General features: G+C 55.4%; 12 protein-coding genes. 7 read left to right on the plus strand and 5 right to left on the minus strand.

What is annotated here, in order from left to right; genetic code table 11:
• Positions 1-57 precede the first annotated feature (57 nt).
• The 6 genes from FDX11_RS22610 (at position 58) to csiE (ending at position 7,652) form a co-directional block, all read left to right on the plus strand.
• Entirely contained in the window at positions 58-1,566 is a 1,509-nt protein-coding gene (locus FDX11_RS22610; protein ID WP_137398556.1) for a sugar ABC transporter ATP-binding protein, read from the plus strand.
• A complete protein-coding gene (locus FDX11_RS22615) occupies positions 1,559-2,548 on the plus strand; it encodes an ABC transporter permease (RefSeq protein WP_042306725.1) in 990 nt (329 codons plus the stop codon). The genes FDX11_RS22610 and FDX11_RS22615 overlap by 8 nt, the downstream gene beginning before the upstream one ends.
• A gap of 1 nt (position 2,549) precedes the next feature.
• Positions 2,550-3,503, plus strand: coding sequence for an ABC transporter permease (locus FDX11_RS22620; protein WP_137398557.1), 954 nt, complete (start codon positions 2,550-2,552; stop codon positions 3,501-3,503).
• A 17-nt stretch (positions 3,504-3,520) separates the two neighbouring features.
• A complete protein-coding gene (locus FDX11_RS22625; RefSeq protein WP_042306721.1) occupies positions 3,521-5,158 on the plus strand; it encodes an FGGY-family carbohydrate kinase in 1,638 nt (545 codons plus the stop codon).
• On the plus strand, positions 5,155-5,757 hold the full coding sequence (locus FDX11_RS22630) for an SIS domain-containing protein (protein ID WP_079223140.1): 603 nt from the start codon (positions 5,155-5,157) through the stop codon (positions 5,755-5,757). Before FDX11_RS22625 ends, FDX11_RS22630 begins: the two co-directional genes overlap by 4 nt.
• 617 nt (positions 5,758-6,374) lie before the next feature.
• Positions 6,375-7,652 carry a stationary phase inducible protein CsiE gene (gene csiE, locus FDX11_RS22635; RefSeq protein WP_042306717.1) on the plus strand — a complete coding sequence of 426 codons (1,278 nt, stop codon included), beginning with the start codon at positions 6,375-6,377 and terminating at the stop codon, positions 7,650-7,652.
• On the opposite strand, the gene FDX11_RS22640 is transcribed toward csiE, so the two are convergent.
• The 4 genes from FDX11_RS22640 to FDX11_RS22655 form a co-directional block, all read right to left on the minus strand.
• Entirely contained in the window at positions 7,647-8,795 is a 1,149-nt protein-coding gene (locus FDX11_RS22640) for a 3-phenylpropionate MFS transporter (protein WP_061382198.1), read from the minus strand. The two genes, csiE and FDX11_RS22640, sit on opposite strands and share 6 nt — an antisense overlap.
• A gap of 88 nt (positions 8,796-8,883) precedes the next feature.
• Entirely contained in the window at positions 8,884-9,726 is an 843-nt protein-coding gene (locus tag FDX11_RS22645; RefSeq protein ID WP_137398558.1) for an aldose 1-epimerase, read from the minus strand.
• Complete coding sequence (locus tag FDX11_RS22650) at positions 9,726-11,165, minus strand: sugar porter family MFS transporter (protein ID WP_042306711.1); 1,440 nt, start codon at positions 11,163-11,165, stop codon at positions 9,726-9,728. The genes FDX11_RS22645 and FDX11_RS22650 overlap by 1 nt, the downstream gene beginning before the upstream one ends.
• Before the next feature lie 72 nt (positions 11,166-11,237).
• Complete coding sequence (locus FDX11_RS22655) at positions 11,238-14,504, minus strand: DUF5107 domain-containing protein (protein ID WP_137398559.1); 3,267 nt, start codon at positions 14,502-14,504, stop codon at positions 11,238-11,240.
• Between the two features lie 114 nt (positions 14,505-14,618).
• On the opposite strand from FDX11_RS22655, the gene FDX11_RS22660 reads away from it, so the two are divergent.
• Positions 14,619-15,812 carry an ROK family transcriptional regulator gene (locus FDX11_RS22660; protein WP_061382201.1) on the plus strand — a complete coding sequence of 398 codons (1,194 nt, stop codon included), beginning with the start codon at positions 14,619-14,621 and terminating at the stop codon, positions 15,810-15,812.
• A 3-nt stretch (positions 15,813-15,815) separates the two neighbouring features.
• On the opposite strand, the gene hcaR is transcribed toward FDX11_RS22660, so the two are convergent.
• On the minus strand, positions 15,816-16,709 hold the full coding sequence (hcaR, locus tag FDX11_RS22665; RefSeq protein ID WP_061382202.1) for a DNA-binding transcriptional regulator HcaR: 894 nt from the start codon (positions 16,707-16,709) through the stop codon (positions 15,816-15,818).
• Positions 16,710-16,776 lie beyond the last annotated feature (67 nt).

Below are 16,776 nucleotides of genomic sequence, written 5' to 3' on the forward strand. Positions count from 1 at the left end.
CGCTATCAACCAAACTAACACTTAGCGTCCATGCGGACGTGCGCAGGGGTATTGTCCATGACAGACACCACCGCATTTATCACTCTTGAGAATATCAGCAAACAATTCCCGGGCGTGCTGGCGCTGGATAACGTGAATCTGACGCTGAGAAAAGGCGAAGTTCACTGTCTGGCGGGTCAAAACGGCTGTGGTAAAAGCACCATTATTAAAGTGATCTCTGGAGTGTATCATCCGGAAAAAGGCGCGCAGATTTTACTCGATGGCAAATTATTCCATCACCTGACGCCGCAGCTTTCTTCCCATTATGGTATTCAGGTTATTTATCAGGACCTGTCGTTATTCCCTAACTTTAGCGTCGCTGAAAATATCGCGGTCAACCGCTATCTGCCCGGTGGCGATATCTGGGTACGCCGTGGCGCGATGAAACAGCAGGCGCTGGCCGCTATGAAACGCATCGGCGTGAGCATCGATCCCGATAAAAAAGTCGAAAAACTGTCGATTGCCGACCGGCAACTGGTCGCCATTTGCCGGGCTATTGCCGCCGATGCGCGTCTGGTGATTATGGATGAACCCACCGCTTCGTTAACCCGCCAGGAGGTCAATGGTCTGCTACGGGTCGTCAACGAACTGAAAGCGGCCGGGATTTGCGTGGTGTTTGTCAGCCACCGTCTGGATGAAGTGATGGAAGTGGCGGACCGCATCAGCGTGATGCGCGACGGCAAACTGGTGGGGACTTACCCGGCCAGCGAACTCGACAGTCACGAACTGGCCTTCCTGATGACCGGACAACGCTTCCACTACAGCCCGTTGCCGGAAAGACCTGCTATTGAGCAAGAGCCGCTGCTCGAGCTGCGCAACCTCAGCCGCCGGGGGAAATACCAGAACATCAATTTATCGCTACATAGCGGCGAGATTGTCTCCATTGTCGGTCTGCTGGGTGCCGGTCGCACCGAGCTTTGCCTCAGTTTGTTCGGCATGACCCAGCCGGAAAGCGGCGAAATGCGCATTAACGGCCAGCCGGTTACTCTGCGCAACAACCATGACGCCATCAAACACGGGATCGGCTATGTCTCTGAAGATCGCCTGACGCAGGGACTGATCATGGAGCAGTCGATCTATGACAACACCATCGTCACGGTGTTTGACCAACTGCATACCCACAGCGGTCTGCTCGATCATCGTAAAGCTCAAAAGCTGGTCGCCGATTTGATCCGTGAGTTGAACATTAAAGTCTCCGATCCGCATCTGCCGGTCAAAACGCTCTCCGGCGGTAATGCCCAACGCATTGCCATTGCCAAATGGGTGGCAACCCATCCGCGCATCTTAATCCTCGACTCCCCTACCGTCGGCGTGGATATCGCCAACAAAGAGGGGATTTACCAGATAGCCCGCGATCTGGCGGAACAGGGAATGGCGGTGCTGATGATTTGCGATGAAATCCCGGAAGCGTATTACAACAGTCATCGTGTGCTGGTGATGCGCCGCGGCAAGCTGGTAGCGGAATTTAATCCTCATCACTGCCGTGAAGAGGAGATTGCTGAAGTGGTCGAGGTAATCAATGAATAGTCTGCGTCTCTCCCGTTTAATCGGGCAACATGAATTCTGGCTGGGCCTGCTGGTCGTGGCGCTCGCCGTCGGGCTGAGCGTCAGTACCGATGAGTTCCTGTCGCTGGGCAATCTCACAGATGTCGCCACCAGCTACGCGATTCTCGGTATTCTCGCCTGCGGGCTGTTTGTGGTGCTGATTTCCGGCGGGATCGACATCTCATTTCCAGCGATGACCGCGATTGCCCAGTATGCGATGGCCAGTTGGGTGATCGCTCACGGCGGCAACTTCGTACTGGCTTTAACCATCGCAATGGCGGTAGGTCTGCTGCTTGGGCTGATTAATGGCTTCCTGGTCTACTGGCTGCGCGTTCCGGCGATCATCATTACCATCGCCACGCTGAACGTCTACTACGGCCTGCTGGTTTATGCCACCAAGGGTACCTGGCTGTACGGCTTCCCGGACTGGTTTATGAACGGTATCAACTGGTTGTCGTTCACCGCGACAGACGGCTACGACTACGGTTTAACCCTGCCCCTGCTGTGCCTGGCTGCGGTGATCATCTTTACCGCCGTACTGATGAACTATACCCGTCTTGGCCGTCAGGTTTACGCCATGGGCGGCAACCGCGACGCGGCCTCGCGCCTGGGGCTGAATCTGCTGAAGCTGCATTTTTACGTCTATGGCTATATGGGCATTCTGGCAGGCGTTGCCGCCGTGGTTCAGGCGCAAATCACCCAGTCTGTTGCCCCCAATTCCCTACTCGGCTTTGAGTTAACGGTGCTGGCGGCGGTCGTGCTCGGCGGCACCAGCATGAGCGGCGGGCGCGGTACGTTAACCGGAACGCTACTGGGTGTTGTGCTGCTGGCGTTCTTGCAAAATGGTCTGACGCTGCTGAGCGTCTCCTCTTACTGGCACACCGTGTTCAGCGGCGCCATTATCCTGGTCAGCATTAGCGCCACGGCCTGGAACGAAAAACGTAAACTGGCAAGGGAGCTTTGAGATGAAAACAATCGCCAGATTTTTACCCGGTGATGCCATCATTCGTCTGCAATGCGTCATTATTGTGGCCGTCGCCCTGGTCTTCTCGGCCCTGCTCGGCAGCCGTTTTTTCAGCGTCGCTAACTTTCAGTCGATAGGCTCACAGCTGCCGATCCTCGGCATGCTGGCTCTGGGTATGGGCATGACCATGCTGACCGGCGGCATTAACCTGTCGATTATTGCCGGGGCGAATGCCTGCTCGCTGGTAATGGCGGCAATTATTGTCGCCCATCCGGATAACCCGCTGTTTCTGGTGCTGGCATTGGTTGCTGGCGCTGCGGTGGCGGTGGCTATCGGCACGCTCAACGGCGCTTTAATTGCCTGGGTCGGCGTCTCGCCTATTCTCGCCACCCTCGGCACGATGACGCTGATCTCCGGGCTGAATATTTTGCTTTCCAACGGGACGGTGATTTCAGGTTTCCCGACCGCCATTCAGTATCTTGGCAACGCCACAATTGGCGGTATTCCGGTGGCGCTGCTGCTCTTTTTCCTCGTGGCAATCCTGCTGTGGGTGCTGCTGGAGCACACCACGCTTGGGCGCAGCCTGTATCTCGTCGGCTCCAATGAGCAGGCTACCCGCTACAGCGGCGTGAATACCGTACGGGTACAAGTTTCGGTGTACGTTATTTCAGCCCTGCTCGGCTGGGTCGCCGCCATTCTGATGATGGCAAAATTCAACTCGGCCAAAGCCGGATACGGTGAATCCTACCTGCTGGTCACCATCCTTGCCTCTGTGCTCGGCGGCATTAACCCGGATGGCGGCTTCGGACGCATTATCGGCCTGGTACTGGCGCTGATTGTGCTGCAAATGCTGGAAAGCGGCCTTAACTTGCTGGGGGTCAGCAGCTATCTGACGATGGCGCTGTGGGGTGCGGTGCTGATCCTCTTTATCGCATTACAGAATCGTAAAGCCTGATTTCAGGAGAAAAAATTATGGCAAGTTACTTTATTGGTGTGGATGTCGGAACCGGAAGCGCCCGCGCTGGCGTGTTTGATCTCAACGGCAGGATGGTCGGTCAGGCCAGTCGGGCCATCGAGATTTACCGTCCGCAGGCCGATTTTGTTGAGCAGTCTTCCGATAACATCTGGCAGGCTGTGTGTAACGCGGTACGCGATGCGATTAACCAGTCGGATATCAATCCTATCCAGGTGAAAGGTCTGGGCTTCGACGCCACCTGTTCACTGGTGGTGCTGGATAAAGAAGGTAATCCACTCACCATCAGCCCTTCCGGGCGCAGTGAACAGAACATTATTGTGTGGATGGACCATCGCGCCATTACTCAGGCCGATCGCATTAACGCCTTGCATCATCGGGTACTGGACTACGTCGGCGGCATTATCTCCCCGGAGATGCAAACGCCAAAACTGTTGTGGCTGAAGCAGCATATGCCCAATACCTGGGCTAACGCCGGTTACTACTTTGACCTGCCTGATTTCCTCACCTGGCGCGCAACGGGCGATGACACACGCTCATTGTGCTCGACGGTGTGTAAATGGACCTATATGGGCCATGAAGATAAATGGGATGCCAGCTATTTCCGCCAGATTGGGCTGGAAGATTTGTTGGAACACGATGCCGCTAAAATTGGCCGCTACGTGAAAACCATGGGCGAACCGCTCGGCCATGGGCTGTCAGCACGCGCCGCCAGCGAAATGGGACTGATCCCCGGCACCGCGGTCAGCGTATCGATTATTGATGCCCACGCCGGTACCCTCGGTACGCTCGGCGCCAGCGGAGTTTCCGGCGAGGTGCCGGATTTCGACCGTCGTATCGCACTGATTGGCGGCACCTCCACCGGACACATGGCGATTTCCAAAGAGCCGCGTTTTATCGGCGGTGTCTGGGGGCCTTACTACTCTGCCGTACTGCCGGAATACTGGCTCAACGAAGGCGGGCAGTCGGCAACGGGGGCGTTAATCGACCACGTAATTCAGTCGCATCCGTGCTACGACACTCTACTGGCGCAGGCTAAGTCGCAGGGACAGACCATTTATGAAGTGCTGAATGCGTTGCTGCGTAAAATGGCCGGTGAGCCGGAAGATATCGCCTTCCTGACCCGCGATATGCATATCCTGCCCTATTTCCACGGCAATCGCTCGCCGCGCGCCAACCCTACGCTTACGGGGACAATCACCGGACTTAAGCTGTCGCGCACGCCGGAAGATATGGCGCGACAGTATCTGGCGACTATCCAGGCCATTGCCCTCGGTACGCGACATATCATTGAAACGATGAATCAAAGTGGCTACACCATCGATACGATTATGGCCAGCGGCGGCGGGACGAAAAACCCGATCTTCGTTCAGGAACACGCCAACGCCACCGGTTGCGCCATGCTGCTGCCGGAAGAGAGTGAAGCCATGCTGTTGGGCGGTGCCATGATGGGAACTATCGCCGCCGGTGTATTTGACACCTTCCCGGAAGCGATGTCGGCGATGAGCCGGATTGGTAAAACGGTCACCCCGCAAACCAACCGTATTAAGCAGTACTACGATCGCAAATATCGGGTATTCCACGAGATGTATCAGGACGATATGAAATACCGCCAGCTGATGCAGGAGGAAGCATGAGTGACTCCTGGTCTCAGGCCACCGGCGTATTCCAGATCTACAGCGATGCCCTTGCGGGTCTGGGACAGCACCTGACTGAACCGCTCTGGGAGTCGCTGATGGCGGAACTGCGCGGTTGTCAGGGAAAAATCGTCGTTACCGGCGTCGGCACCTCCGGCATTGCGGCGCGTAAAGTCGCGCATATGCTCGCCTGCGTGGAGCGCCCGGCGATTTATCTCAATGCCACCGATGCGGCGCACGGTGATCTGGGTTTTTTACGCGCCGACGACCTGGTTATTATGCTGTCACGCGGGGGCAATTCGGATGAACTTACCCGGCTGCTGCCTGGGCTGGCGGCGAGAAATGTGCCGATCCTGAGCGTGACGGAAAACGCTGATTCGGCCATCGCTAAAGCGTCGAGGCTGGTGATTTCCACCGGCGTCCAGCGTGAGGCCGACCCGCTGAACATGCTGGCGACGACCTCAATTCTGCTGGTACTGGCGATCTTTGACGCCGCCTGCGCCTGTTTGATGAGTGAAAGCGGCTACTCAAAGGAGACACTGCTGGCAGTGCATCCCGGCGGCGATGTGGGATTAACGCTGAGCCGTGGGCAGGCGTGATGGAGAACATGTAATTCCGGCTCAGGGTTCCGTTCACCTCAACGCTCTGACTTTCAGCTATATCCTTTTTGCTGTTCAAACATGTTCAAATAAAAATACAGATGGTCAGGCGTGGCTGGTCCGGCTGAAAATTGCCGACGTGTTTCCGTAAGGCCGGGAGAGCCAGCATGGATGCTGGCTCAGGGCGCGCTTTACAGGGACGTTACATCGCGCCCGCCCCGGTAGCCTGGAGGAATAAGCGGAGGGAACCGCGGAGCGGCAATTTTCCCGCCGGGAGCCGGGATTGTTAAGGGTGCGGCGATAGCACCCTTAACACGTTCACTGGCGTTCAGTGTACAGAGAAGCGATGAACATGAGGTGAACGGAACCTTTCTCTGCGATAGCATGTTTATACCTCCCTCCGCCGCATTCCCCCCTCTGGCATTTTTTATATCCCAACTAAAGATAAAACAGTGAAAAAGCGGATTAACGCGCTGCGTTCCACTACCGCTATCTGTTCCGCACGTTAAAAATTCTGTGACGCTCCCCAGCATTCCTGGCGTAAAGCTTTCCATTCCTCAAATCTATGCGCAAACTTTAACTATTCTTATCAAACATACTCACGGGAGATTCTACAGATGATGTCAACGCTCGCCCCGCCATCTGTACTTTCCGCTCCCCAACGCCGTTGCCAGGTACTGCTGACGCTTTTTCTGCCGGGGCAGATAGCTACCGCGCAGACCTTCAGCAGTCTCAATGGCGTCGATGATGCCACCGTTCAGGAGGATATCATTGGCGCGGGGCTTGAAATCCAGCGTTATCATCGGCTCGCCATTATTTCCGCCCAGAATGGCGGCTATGCGATCGAAGGCGCCCCGCTGAACCAGCGTCTGTGCCTGTTGCATTGGCTGCGCCGTGGCCTGCGGATCTGCCCGACCTTTATCGCCCAACATTTCACACCCGCATTGAAAATGGCGCTGAAACAGCAGGGCATAGCGCGCACGTTGTATGATGACACCAATCTGCATGCGCTGATTAACCTCTGCTCCCGACGCTTGCAAAAGCCCTTTGAGTGTCGTGATATCCAGTTCCTGCGGCTGTTTTTACAATACTGCCTGCTGCAACATCACGCGGGGATCACCCCGGAGTTTAATCCACTCCAGCAGCGCTGGGCGCAATCCTGCGCGGAGTACGCTCTGGCTGAGGAGATCGCCCGCCACTGGCAACGTCACGTCATGCAAAGTGCGCCGCCGGGCGAATCGCTGTTTATGGCATTGCTGTTCTCAATGATTCGCATCCCCGACCCCATCCGCGATAACCACCAGCAGGATCGCCGTCTTCGTCTGGCTATCGCGCGGCTGGTGCTGCGTTTTCGCGAGTATGGCAACGTTCGCTTCAGCGATGAACAAGGGCTGAACGACCAGTTGTATATCCACCTTGCCCAGGCGCTGAACCGCAGTGTGTTTGCTATTGGCATTGATAACACGCTACCGGAAGAGTTCAGCCGACTTTATCCCCGGCTGGTACGCACCACCCGCGAGGCGATACACGGATTCGAAGCGGAATACGATGTGCAGTTTTCAGAAGAAGAGATCGGATTGGTGGCGGTGATTTTCGGTGCCTGGCTGATGCAGGAGAAGGATTTGCACGAAAAGCAGATTATCCTGCTGACCGGCAGTAATGAACAACTCGAAGCGCATATAGAACAGCAGCTACGCGAACTGACGCTGCTGCCGCTCAACGTAAAACATATGCCAATGCAGGACTTTCAAAAAGAGGGCGCGCCGCGCGGCGTAACGCTGATCGTCACACCGTACACTACGCCGCTGCCGCTGTTTTCACCGCCGTTGATTCATGCGGATCTGGCGCTGACGTCTCACCAGCAGCAGCAGATCCGCAAAATCCTCGAATCATAACGTCGCAGGCTGCGCCACCACTTTCGGGCGCAGCACGATAGCCGGGAGCGCCACCAGCGCCATCACCCAGAATACGCCGCTGCCCAGGTTCTGGTACAGGTAGCCGGCGAAAACGGTCATGATGGCGATACTGCCGCCCATCGCCACCGCGGAATAGACCGCCTGCAAACGAATCACTTCGCTGCCCTGTCGCGCCGCGATATAGCGCATTGCCGCCAGGTGACAGACGGTGAAGGTACCGCAGTGCAGGATCTGCACCACAATCAGCCACGGCAGCTCGGTGCTCCAGCCCATCAGCCCCCAACGCGCCACGCCGCAAACGGCGGAAAGCAACAGCAGATCGCGGGCGCTAAAGCGGCGGAACAACTTGTGACTCAGCGCGAAGATGATCACTTCCGCCACAACGCCCAATGACCATAAATAGCCCACCGCCGAGGCGGAATAACCGGCGGATTGCCAGTAAATGGCGCTAAAACCATAATAGGCGGCATGTGCGCCCTGCAGCAGACTCACGCAGGCAAGAAAACGCCAGCTTTGCGTTATTAACGCGCGCCAGGCGGGCCATCCCGCACTCTCCTGCTGACGGGTTTCACCTGCTGGCTGCACGCTCGGGCGAATCATCATGCCCAGCAGCATAGAGGCGACGCCAAGCGACAGCAGAATAAGGATCACCCGATAGTCAAACAGGCTCACCAGCTTACCGGTCAGCGCAGAGCCAATCACAAAGGCCACGGATCCCCACAGTCGAACCCGCCCATAATCCATGGTTATCTGTTTTTGCCAGGTGTTAGCCAGCGCGTCGGTCAGCGGCACCAACGGTGAGAAAAACAGGTTAAATCCGACCATCACCACCATCAGCCACGCCACGTTGGTCCCCGCCCAGAAAGCCAGCGCAAACACCAACGTCAACAGAGCCAGAATACGTAAAGCGGTAATCAGACGAGAGGGATCGCTCACGCGCGGCGCAATCAGCAAGCTACCGAGAAAACGGGCAATCAGCCCCGCGCCCAGCAGTAAACCAATGGTTTCCGGCGTCAGCCCCAGTCCTTCGAGCCAGACGCTCCAGAAAGGCAGAAAAATACCGTAGCTAAAGAAATAGGTGAAATAACCGAGCGCCAGCCAGCGCGTGGAATGCAAAGCCATGAATCCCTCCCGTTTGGAGACGGTAGTCTGGCGATAAACTCTGGCTGGCGCAAGAGACCATTAACAGGCAGATAACATGATTTTCGCCCTATTCGATGCAAATTTGCATCGCAAAATGACAGCGTTCTTCCTGCGCTAAAACCTGCAATCCCGGCTGCCCCTGCATGTGGTGGGCATTCACCGGATGCGTCTGCGGCTCCAGGCACAGGAATGGTTCACCCGACATTCTGAACAGCATCAACCACGGAGTTTGCGCTAAAATCGTGACTTTCATCACATCATGCTGAATAACGGCCCGCCCGCTCCAGCCAGAATAACCCACATTCAACCAGGCATCTTCACCGTATTGCGCATGCATGAAATCTGCTGCGGGTGGAATATTACTTTGCCAGTCCAGTGGCAGATGCTGTTCCCCCTCCGGCCAGTAGCCGCTGGCGGTGAACTGGGCCGTACTGTGCGTATCAAAGGCAAAAAACGGATGGAACCCGCAGCCATAGATCATCGGTTGTTCCCCGCAATGGGTGAGCGTCAATGAAGCATGCAGGCTTGACGCTTCCAGTTGGTAGCAAATCTGCGCCGTATAGTCGTAACCACAGGGATGCCAACTGCGCAACTGTAGCAAACAACCGCTTTGCGTAGCAGTGATAACCTGCCAGCGCTGCAGCCAACCGTCACCGTGCAGGAAGAAGTGTGCATCCGCCTCATGGTGCGGTAGCACAACCTCTTCCCCACGTAACATAAAACGATTGCCCGCCACCCTATTTGCCACCGGTAACATCGGGAACAGGCCGCAATCACCGGGCTGCTGACCATGACCTTCGCGTAATATTGCCTGTTGATGTTGTAACGAAACCAGACTCAATAGCGAACCGCCCTGTGGATCTACGCACATCCGTAGATGTGCGTTTTGTAACATCAGCAGAGAGTTCATTAGCGGGCGCTTCGTTGCTGGCTTGATGCGCCAACTTTCGTATGCTGCGCCGCCAGCCGTTCTTCCAGCGCTTCCAGCGTCACGCCTTTGGTTTCCGGCACATTACGCAGAACATAGATAAAGCCCATCGCACAAATCACACCATAGAGCAGGAAACTTCCCGATGCGCCCAGACTCGCATTCAGCAGTGGGAAGGTATAGGTCAGCAGGAAGCAGGCAATCCACAACGCCAGCGTGCCGAGCGACATCGCTAACCCGCGAACACGGTTGGGGAAAATTTCGGACAGCAGCACCCAGGTTACCGGGGCCAGCGTCAGGGCGTAAATGGCAATCGCCGCCAGCACCAGAACCAAAACCGGCCAGCCCAGAATGCCCAACCCGTACGCCCCGGCAATGAGTACGTAGATAACCGTCAGCCCTGATGCACCAAACAGCATCAGTTTACGACGCCCAATTTTGTCCACCAGCGGCAGAGCGGCAAGGGTAAAGACCAGATTGATGATCCCGGTCGCTACGATCGATTTTAACGTGCCGTTGATGTCGAATCCGGCGGAAGCAAATATCTCCTGCGCATAGTTGAAAATAACGTTGATCCCACACCACTGCTGGAACACTGCAAGCACCATGCCAATAATCACTATCGGTTTGATCTGCGGTTGTAACAGTGATGACCACGCGACCTTGTGGTTATCTTTTTGTAGCGTATGTTCAATCTCTTTCAGCGTTTGCCCGGCATATTCTGCCGAACCAATGCGCTGCAGCATGGTGCGCGCACGTTCGGCTTTTCCTGCCTTCACCAACCAGCGCGGCGATTCAGGGACAAAGAACATCAGCACCAGGAATATTACCGCGGGCACTAATTCAGCGCCAAACATCCAGCGCCAGCCCGTCTGACCGTTCCAGCTTTCCACAATCGCCTGCTGCGTAGCGCCTGTGGCGACAGGTTCGGCAATCATCAGGTTGATAAGCTGCGCCGCCAGGACGCCAATCACGATGGTGAGCTGGTTAACGGCAACAAAGCGACCACGCTTTTCCGCCGGGCTGACCTCAGCGATATACAGCGGGCTTAGCGCGGATGCCAGACCAATCCCCACGCCGCCAACGATGCGATAAACAACAAACATGTCAAAATTGCTGGCAACTGCGGTCCCCCAGGCTGAAGCGCTAAAGAGGATCGCCGAGAGAATCAGCGGCATCTTTCGGCCAAATTTATCGGCGCACCAGCCGGAAATCAGCGCACCAAAGATACAACCAACCAGCGCCGAGCTCATCGCCCAGCCAGATTGCGCCGGATCGGTAATCGAGAAATAAGCTTCATAGAAGGGCTTTGCCCCGCCGATTACCACCCAGTCATAGCCAAAAAGTAAACCACCGCAGGCGGCAACCAGGCAGATAGTCCAGACGTAACCAATCTTTAAATGTGTCTGCGCGTTATTCATTATGATTCCTCTTTCAGGGAAACGCAGGGGACAGAAGGTTTCGGGTGAGGTTGCCCCCACCCGTTTCGGGTATTACTGGAACAGCCTTACGTTTATGGCGTGACGCAGCAGTAACGCCTTGTCATGCGCCGGATTGAGTTGCAGAAGCTCATCAAGATCGCGCTGGCAAGCAGAACTATTTCCCAGTCCCAGATGCCCAAGCGCATTGATAAACAGGCAGTGTTGCTGGTGTTTTGCTTGTGCTGAGGTATCCAGTACCACCAGATCGGGCAGCGATACGGCAAAGAAATCGACATCCGGGATGTTGTCGCGATGCGACTCAACCCATTGCAGGAAGCTGTTGAACAGAGCGTCCGCCTCTGCATCATCGCCAAGTTTTCTCTGCGCCATCCCCTGCCAGAAGAGATAGTCCACCGGCTGGTCGTTGTAGTAACGTCCGGCATCCAGTGAGCTACCGCCACGTGTGGCACGGGAGAAGTAACGCTGAGATTCCTCGAAATGCCCCTGCTGCTGGGCGCAATAACCCAGCAAATACCAGATGTCATTATCCGTTTGCCCAGGCAGACGCCCCTCCCCAAGGTTTTGCGGGTAGTGCAGCGCCTGTTGCAGTTGCGTGATGGCGGTTTGCGGGTCGCCCGCCTGAACAGCCTCCAGTGCGCGATGCATCTGATTCAGCAGATATTGCCCGGTGGCTTTGCCTTCTCCCCCCTCCCACGGATGAAATACACGCTCACGTAAGATTACCGCGGCCTCGTCGTAGCGCCCCAATCCATTCCACAGACTAAGCAGTTCCACCGTCAGATCGTCACGATGGAAGACAATATCTTTGCTGGCTTCCAGTCGCTGCAAACGCTGTTCAGCCGGTTGCGCCATCAGCTTTTTGAGATAGTCGAGTTCGAACAGGAAACGGGCATTTTGCGGCTCCAGTGCGACGGCCTGCGACAGATACTGCATCGCCTGCTGTGCATCGTGCTGTTTGTTCCAGGCATAGATACCCAATAAGCGATGCACTGGGGCAAAATCCGGCTCCTGCGCAAGGGTAAATTGCCAGCAGGAGACCGCCTCGTCATAGCAGCGTTTGCTGTACCAGAAACAGCCGAGCAAATAGCGGGCAAAAGCGCTCTGCTCGAGGGTTTGCAGCATCTGTACTTCATCCAGCGTATTGGGAAAACGGACGCGATTTTGCAGACACTTACGCGCTAGTTCGATGAAAGGTTGCGGATTATCGCTCAACGAAGCGCGCCACAGCATCGGTAGCGTTTCCTGGCTGTCGAGCAGTTCCAGCACGCCACGGGCAGCATCTTTTTGCCCCAATGCGATCAACCAGCCAGCCAGTTCACACGCGTTGGTACCGCGCTGCCCGGTAATCGAGATTAGCGCCTGTGCAGTCGCTTCATCCTGGCAAATAGCCCAGCGCGCATAGTGCAGGGTGTAACTCAGCGGATAATCAACCAGCTGTTGGCAAATGTATTCCAGCGCTTGCGCATTGCGATCAAGCTTAGCCAGCGCCAGCGCTTTCAGTCCCATCGCCAGGTTATTACTGCCGTTAAAGCGCAGGCTCTGCTCGACCTTTTCCAACGCGCCGGCATAGTCCTGACGTTTCATCGCCAGGCGCGCTAACGACCAGAAAGCCGCGTCCCGGCAGTTGCCGCTCCAGCTCGCCTTATAATAATTATCCCAGGCGCTGTCATCGTCTCCCAGGCGTTCCTGCGCGGCGGCCAGCAGCATACTCGCCTCGCCATCACGTGGATTCTTATTGAGCTTGTGCGCCCGTTCCAGCGCCTTGCCCGCACAATGGGCTGCTAATGCCCAGTCCGCGCGGTTTAGCGCCAGCGTCCCCAGCGCCACATTATTGCGATAATCCAGCGGGTCAACGTCCAGCGCGCGGCGGTAATAGTCTTCGGCATAGCGGCTGGCGTGGTTGTACTGCTCCAGATGCTGACCAATAAAATAGAGTTCATCGGTATTAGCAAGCGCTTCTGGCTGAGCTGGCGCGCTGGCCGCCGAGGGCAGTGGTAACTCTTGCGCCAGGTGCTCTTCGTACTGCAAAAGCGTGGAGCCATCGGCGCGAGTGACGGTCATCGTTACCCGGGCGTGGCCATTGTCAGATACATCGGCTAACCAGCTCTGCCCCGGCTCAAGGGAGAGTGTATTCTCAAAGAACGGCTGCCCGTGTGCCGCAAGCGTAACCTGAACATCGCGTAGCGGCGCTATCGCATAAACGCCCACTGAAAGTTGGCTTCCCTCACGCACCAGCCGAAGCGCCAGTTGCGTGCTGGCGTTTTGCACCATGCCAAGTTCGCTGTAGGGCAGGAAGTTTTGCACGAAAACTTTCTCTTCGTACGGCGCAAGCCAGGTAAAATCCGGTTGGTTATCGGTAAAGACGCCGGTCATCAGTTCGATATACGGACCGTTGTCATCGGTGAGATTACGATCCCAGGCAACGCCAAAGTCGCCGTATCCCCAGGTCCACTGTTTTTTCCCCGGCGAAACATGGTGGTCCGCGACGTGCAGTAATCCACCGCGTTCGCCGTGGTGCCAGGCACCGACAAAGTCATAATCCGATTTTTCCGCCATATAAGAGGTCGGAACGGGTACGTTTTTGTAGCGAGAGATATCCACACCCGCCGAGTAATCCACTTTGTAGTAGGTGCCAGTAGCGATAGGAAACGCTGAAACATCGCGCTTGCCGTGGTCGAATACCGCGGTTACATCCGGCGGAAACACGCTCTGATGATCGTCGCCGCCTTTCACCGCCGGATTCGCCCACCACAGGAAGTGGCGCGGCGTGGCGTTACCGTTAAACACCTTCCCGGTTATTTCGATCAGCGCGCGATCTGGATACAGTGTGAATCCGGTCATCACCTGTAAACCACGCATGGGTTCAACTTCCCCCATCCACACGGTGTATTCGCCCTGCTCGCCCTGCTGTTGCGTAAAATCAACCGGCATAAAGGTGGTTGGACGATGATGCTGCGGCCAGTTGAACTCAATGCCGCCAGAGATCCATGGCCCAAGCAGGCCAACCAACGCAGGTTTCACTACTTCGTTGTAGTAGACGAAATCACGCTGCTGCACTTTGTCATACGCACGATGGATGCGTCCGCCTAATTCCGGCAGCAGCATGATGCGAATGAAGTCATTCTCCATCCACACCGCCTGATAGTCGCGCATTTCACGCTTGCCGGTCAGGGTATCAATCACGCCGTAGGGATAAACCGCACCAGAGGATCCCTGATACACCCTTTTCTCCAGAAACATCGGGTTAGCGTCTTCTTCACCCACCGTCCACGTTGGGAGGGTGATCGTTTCCTGCCAGACTTTAACTGAACCGTACATGCCGCTCTCCACTCAATAAACAAAAGTAAAAATTTAACCTGAGGCTATTCTGCAGCAGTTAAGTGGCGTTAAAATGCACAATGCTCACGCAATATAGTAAAGGAAGTTAAGTGTATGCAGCGTTTGGGATTCAATAACGCCAGGGTGCGTCAGGCAAATAAACAGATCTTTTTGTCGCATCTATGGCGGGAAAAACAGCTTAGCAAGTCGCAGTTGGCGCAGCTCACCAGTCTGTCAATCCCGGCGGTCAGCAATATTCTTGAAGAGCTGATGGATGAAGGGAGAATCAGCCATTCGCGAGAGACGTTAAGCCAGCGCGGTTTGAGTAGCGGCAGTTATCATTTGCCAGAAACAGGCGCCTGGACGCTCTGCATCAACGTCACTCCCACCAGCATCACCAGCCAACTGGCGGACGCGCGTCTGGTGGCCGTCGGCGACTGGCGCCATGAGGTCATTAAACCTGATACGCCAAAAGCGCTACTGGCGGCATTGGCGACACACTGGCGGGAATACCATCGGCAATTTCCAGAGGTTACGATTAATCTGGCGCTAGGCGTGCACGGCCAGGTTGATCCGATTACCGGCGCATCAAAAACCATGCCTCAGGCTCCGTGGAAAACACCGGTGGAAATAAAATACCTGCTTGAGGAGATGCTTGGTGTGCAGGTCCGGCTGGACAATGACTGCGTGATGCTGGCGCTGGCGGAAAAGTGGCAAAATCCGGCGGCTAAAGGTGATTTTTGTGTGATTAACGTTGATTACGGCATTGGCTCATCGTTTGTGATTAACGATAACATCTGGCGGGGCAGTTTGTATGGCAGCGGTCAGATTGGCCATACAATAATTCATCCGGACGGCGTTGCCTGTGACTGCGGTCGTTATGGGTGTCTGGAAACGGTAGCGTCATTAAGCGCACTGAAAAAGCAGGCTCGCGTGTGGATGAAATCGCAACCGGCTTCCCTGTATGATCCGGAAACGTTGACCACCGACCAGCTTATTGATGCCTGGAGGCACGGAGACGTCCGCATTCAGGCGTGGGCTGAACATGCCGCCAGCGCTATTGGCCTGAGTCTTTATAACTTTTTGAATATACTGAATATTAACCAAATATGGTTATATGGGCGGAGCTGCGCATTTGGCGAGAGCTGGCTCAATACGCTGGTACAACAAACCGGATTCAATCCGTTCGATCACGGCGATAACCCGCGAGCCAGGGCTACGCAGATCGGTTTCGGTAAACTGACTCGCGCTCAGCAACTCATGGGAATTGGCTATCTGTATGTAGAATCACAACTTAGCGAGCTGTAGTCGTTAATCCACAACGCTCACGGCTAAACGTTCATGCACCGTGGCGATAAAGTCGGTCAGTGCCGGTTTCAGTGCCCCCTTTTTCCACGCCATCAGCAACGCGATGGTTGGAACATCACCAATAATGGGGCGAAAAACCACCTGTCCGGTATTAAAATTATTCATATAACCGGGTATCAAAGTCACCCCCAACCCCATGCCAACCAGGTTCATGGTCACCAGAATATTGGTCGCCACCTGCACGATATTGGGCTGGCTTTTTTGCTGCTGAAACCAGTTTTTTACAATCATTGCTAACGCGCCGGAATAAGCGGGATCGGTGCCGACAAAATTGACGCCGTGCAGTTGCTGTGCCGATATCGCTTTCTCATTAGCCAGCGGATGATTCACCGGTAACACTACCACCAGCGGCTCATGAATCAGCTCCAGATAATCCAGCTCTGGGCTGTAAACCGGATGACGCATTAAGCCAACGTCCAGCTCTCCGCGCAGGATCTTCTCCTCCTGCTCGGTGGTGATCAAACTGACCAGTTCAATATGCGTATCCGGTTGTTTTAAACGAAACAAAGGCAGCACCTTGGGCAACAGATTTACCTCTGCGGAAGGGACAAAGCCGATAGCGAAATGGTTATCTTCCAGCCCCGTTTTACGGGCGCGAACTTTGGCATTTTCCGCCTGTTCGAGGATCACCAACGCATCCTGTAAAAAACATTCACCTGCTGCCGTTAACGCAACTTTGCGCTTGTCCCGCACCAGCAAGGGAACCCCCACGCAGGCCTCCAGATCGCGGATCTGACTGCTTAACGAGGGCTGAGAGGTATGCAGTTTTTCTGCCGCCCGGGTGAAATTCAGCGCCTGCGCCACCGCTACAAAATAGCGTAAGTGCCTCAGTTCCATGCCCTTCTCCTTGTTATCGAAAAAATGTCTCAACTGGTAGAAATTTACTATTTCACAGATTGATAAC

The sequence above is a fragment of the Citrobacter sp. wls714 genome (genome assembly GCF_005281025.1).
Taxonomy (GTDB): domain Bacteria; phylum Pseudomonadota; class Gammaproteobacteria; order Enterobacterales; family Enterobacteriaceae; genus Citrobacter; species Citrobacter werkmanii.

Excerpts from the sequence above, each read along its gene's own strand:
- FDX11_RS22610 (WP_137398556.1), top strand. The coding sequence starts at position 58 with ATGACAGACACCACCGCATTTATCACTCTTGAGAATATCAGCAAACAA.
- FDX11_RS22615 (WP_042306725.1), top strand. The coding sequence starts at position 1,559 with ATGAATAGTCTGCGTCTCTCCCGTTTAATCGGGCAACATGAATTCTGG.
- FDX11_RS22620 (WP_137398557.1), top strand. The coding sequence starts at position 2,550 with ATGAAAACAATCGCCAGATTTTTACCCGGTGATGCCATCATTCGTCTG.
- FDX11_RS22625 (WP_042306721.1), top strand. The coding sequence starts at position 3,521 with ATGGCAAGTTACTTTATTGGTGTGGATGTCGGAACCGGAAGCGCCCGC.
- FDX11_RS22630 (WP_079223140.1), top strand. The coding sequence starts at position 5,155 with ATGAGTGACTCCTGGTCTCAGGCCACCGGCGTATTCCAGATCTACAGC.
- csiE (WP_042306717.1), top strand. The coding sequence starts at position 6,375 with ATGATGTCAACGCTCGCCCCGCCATCTGTACTTTCCGCTCCCCAACGC.
- FDX11_RS22640 (WP_061382198.1), bottom strand. The coding sequence starts at position 8,795 with ATGGCTTTGCATTCCACGCGCTGGCTGGCGCTCGGTTATTTCACCTAT.
- FDX11_RS22645 (WP_137398558.1), bottom strand. The coding sequence starts at position 9,726 with ATGAACTCTCTGCTGATGTTACAAAACGCACATCTACGGATGTGCGTA.
- FDX11_RS22650 (WP_042306711.1), bottom strand. The coding sequence starts at position 11,165 with ATGAATAACGCGCAGACACATTTAAAGATTGGTTACGTCTGGACTATC.
- FDX11_RS22655 (WP_137398559.1), bottom strand. The coding sequence starts at position 14,504 with ATGTACGGTTCAGTTAAAGTCTGGCAGGAAACGATCACCCTCCCAACG.
- FDX11_RS22660 (WP_061382201.1), top strand. The coding sequence starts at position 14,619 with ATGCAGCGTTTGGGATTCAATAACGCCAGGGTGCGTCAGGCAAATAAA.
- hcaR (WP_061382202.1), bottom strand. The coding sequence starts at position 16,709 with ATGGAACTGAGGCACTTACGCTATTTTGTAGCGGTGGCGCAGGCGCTG.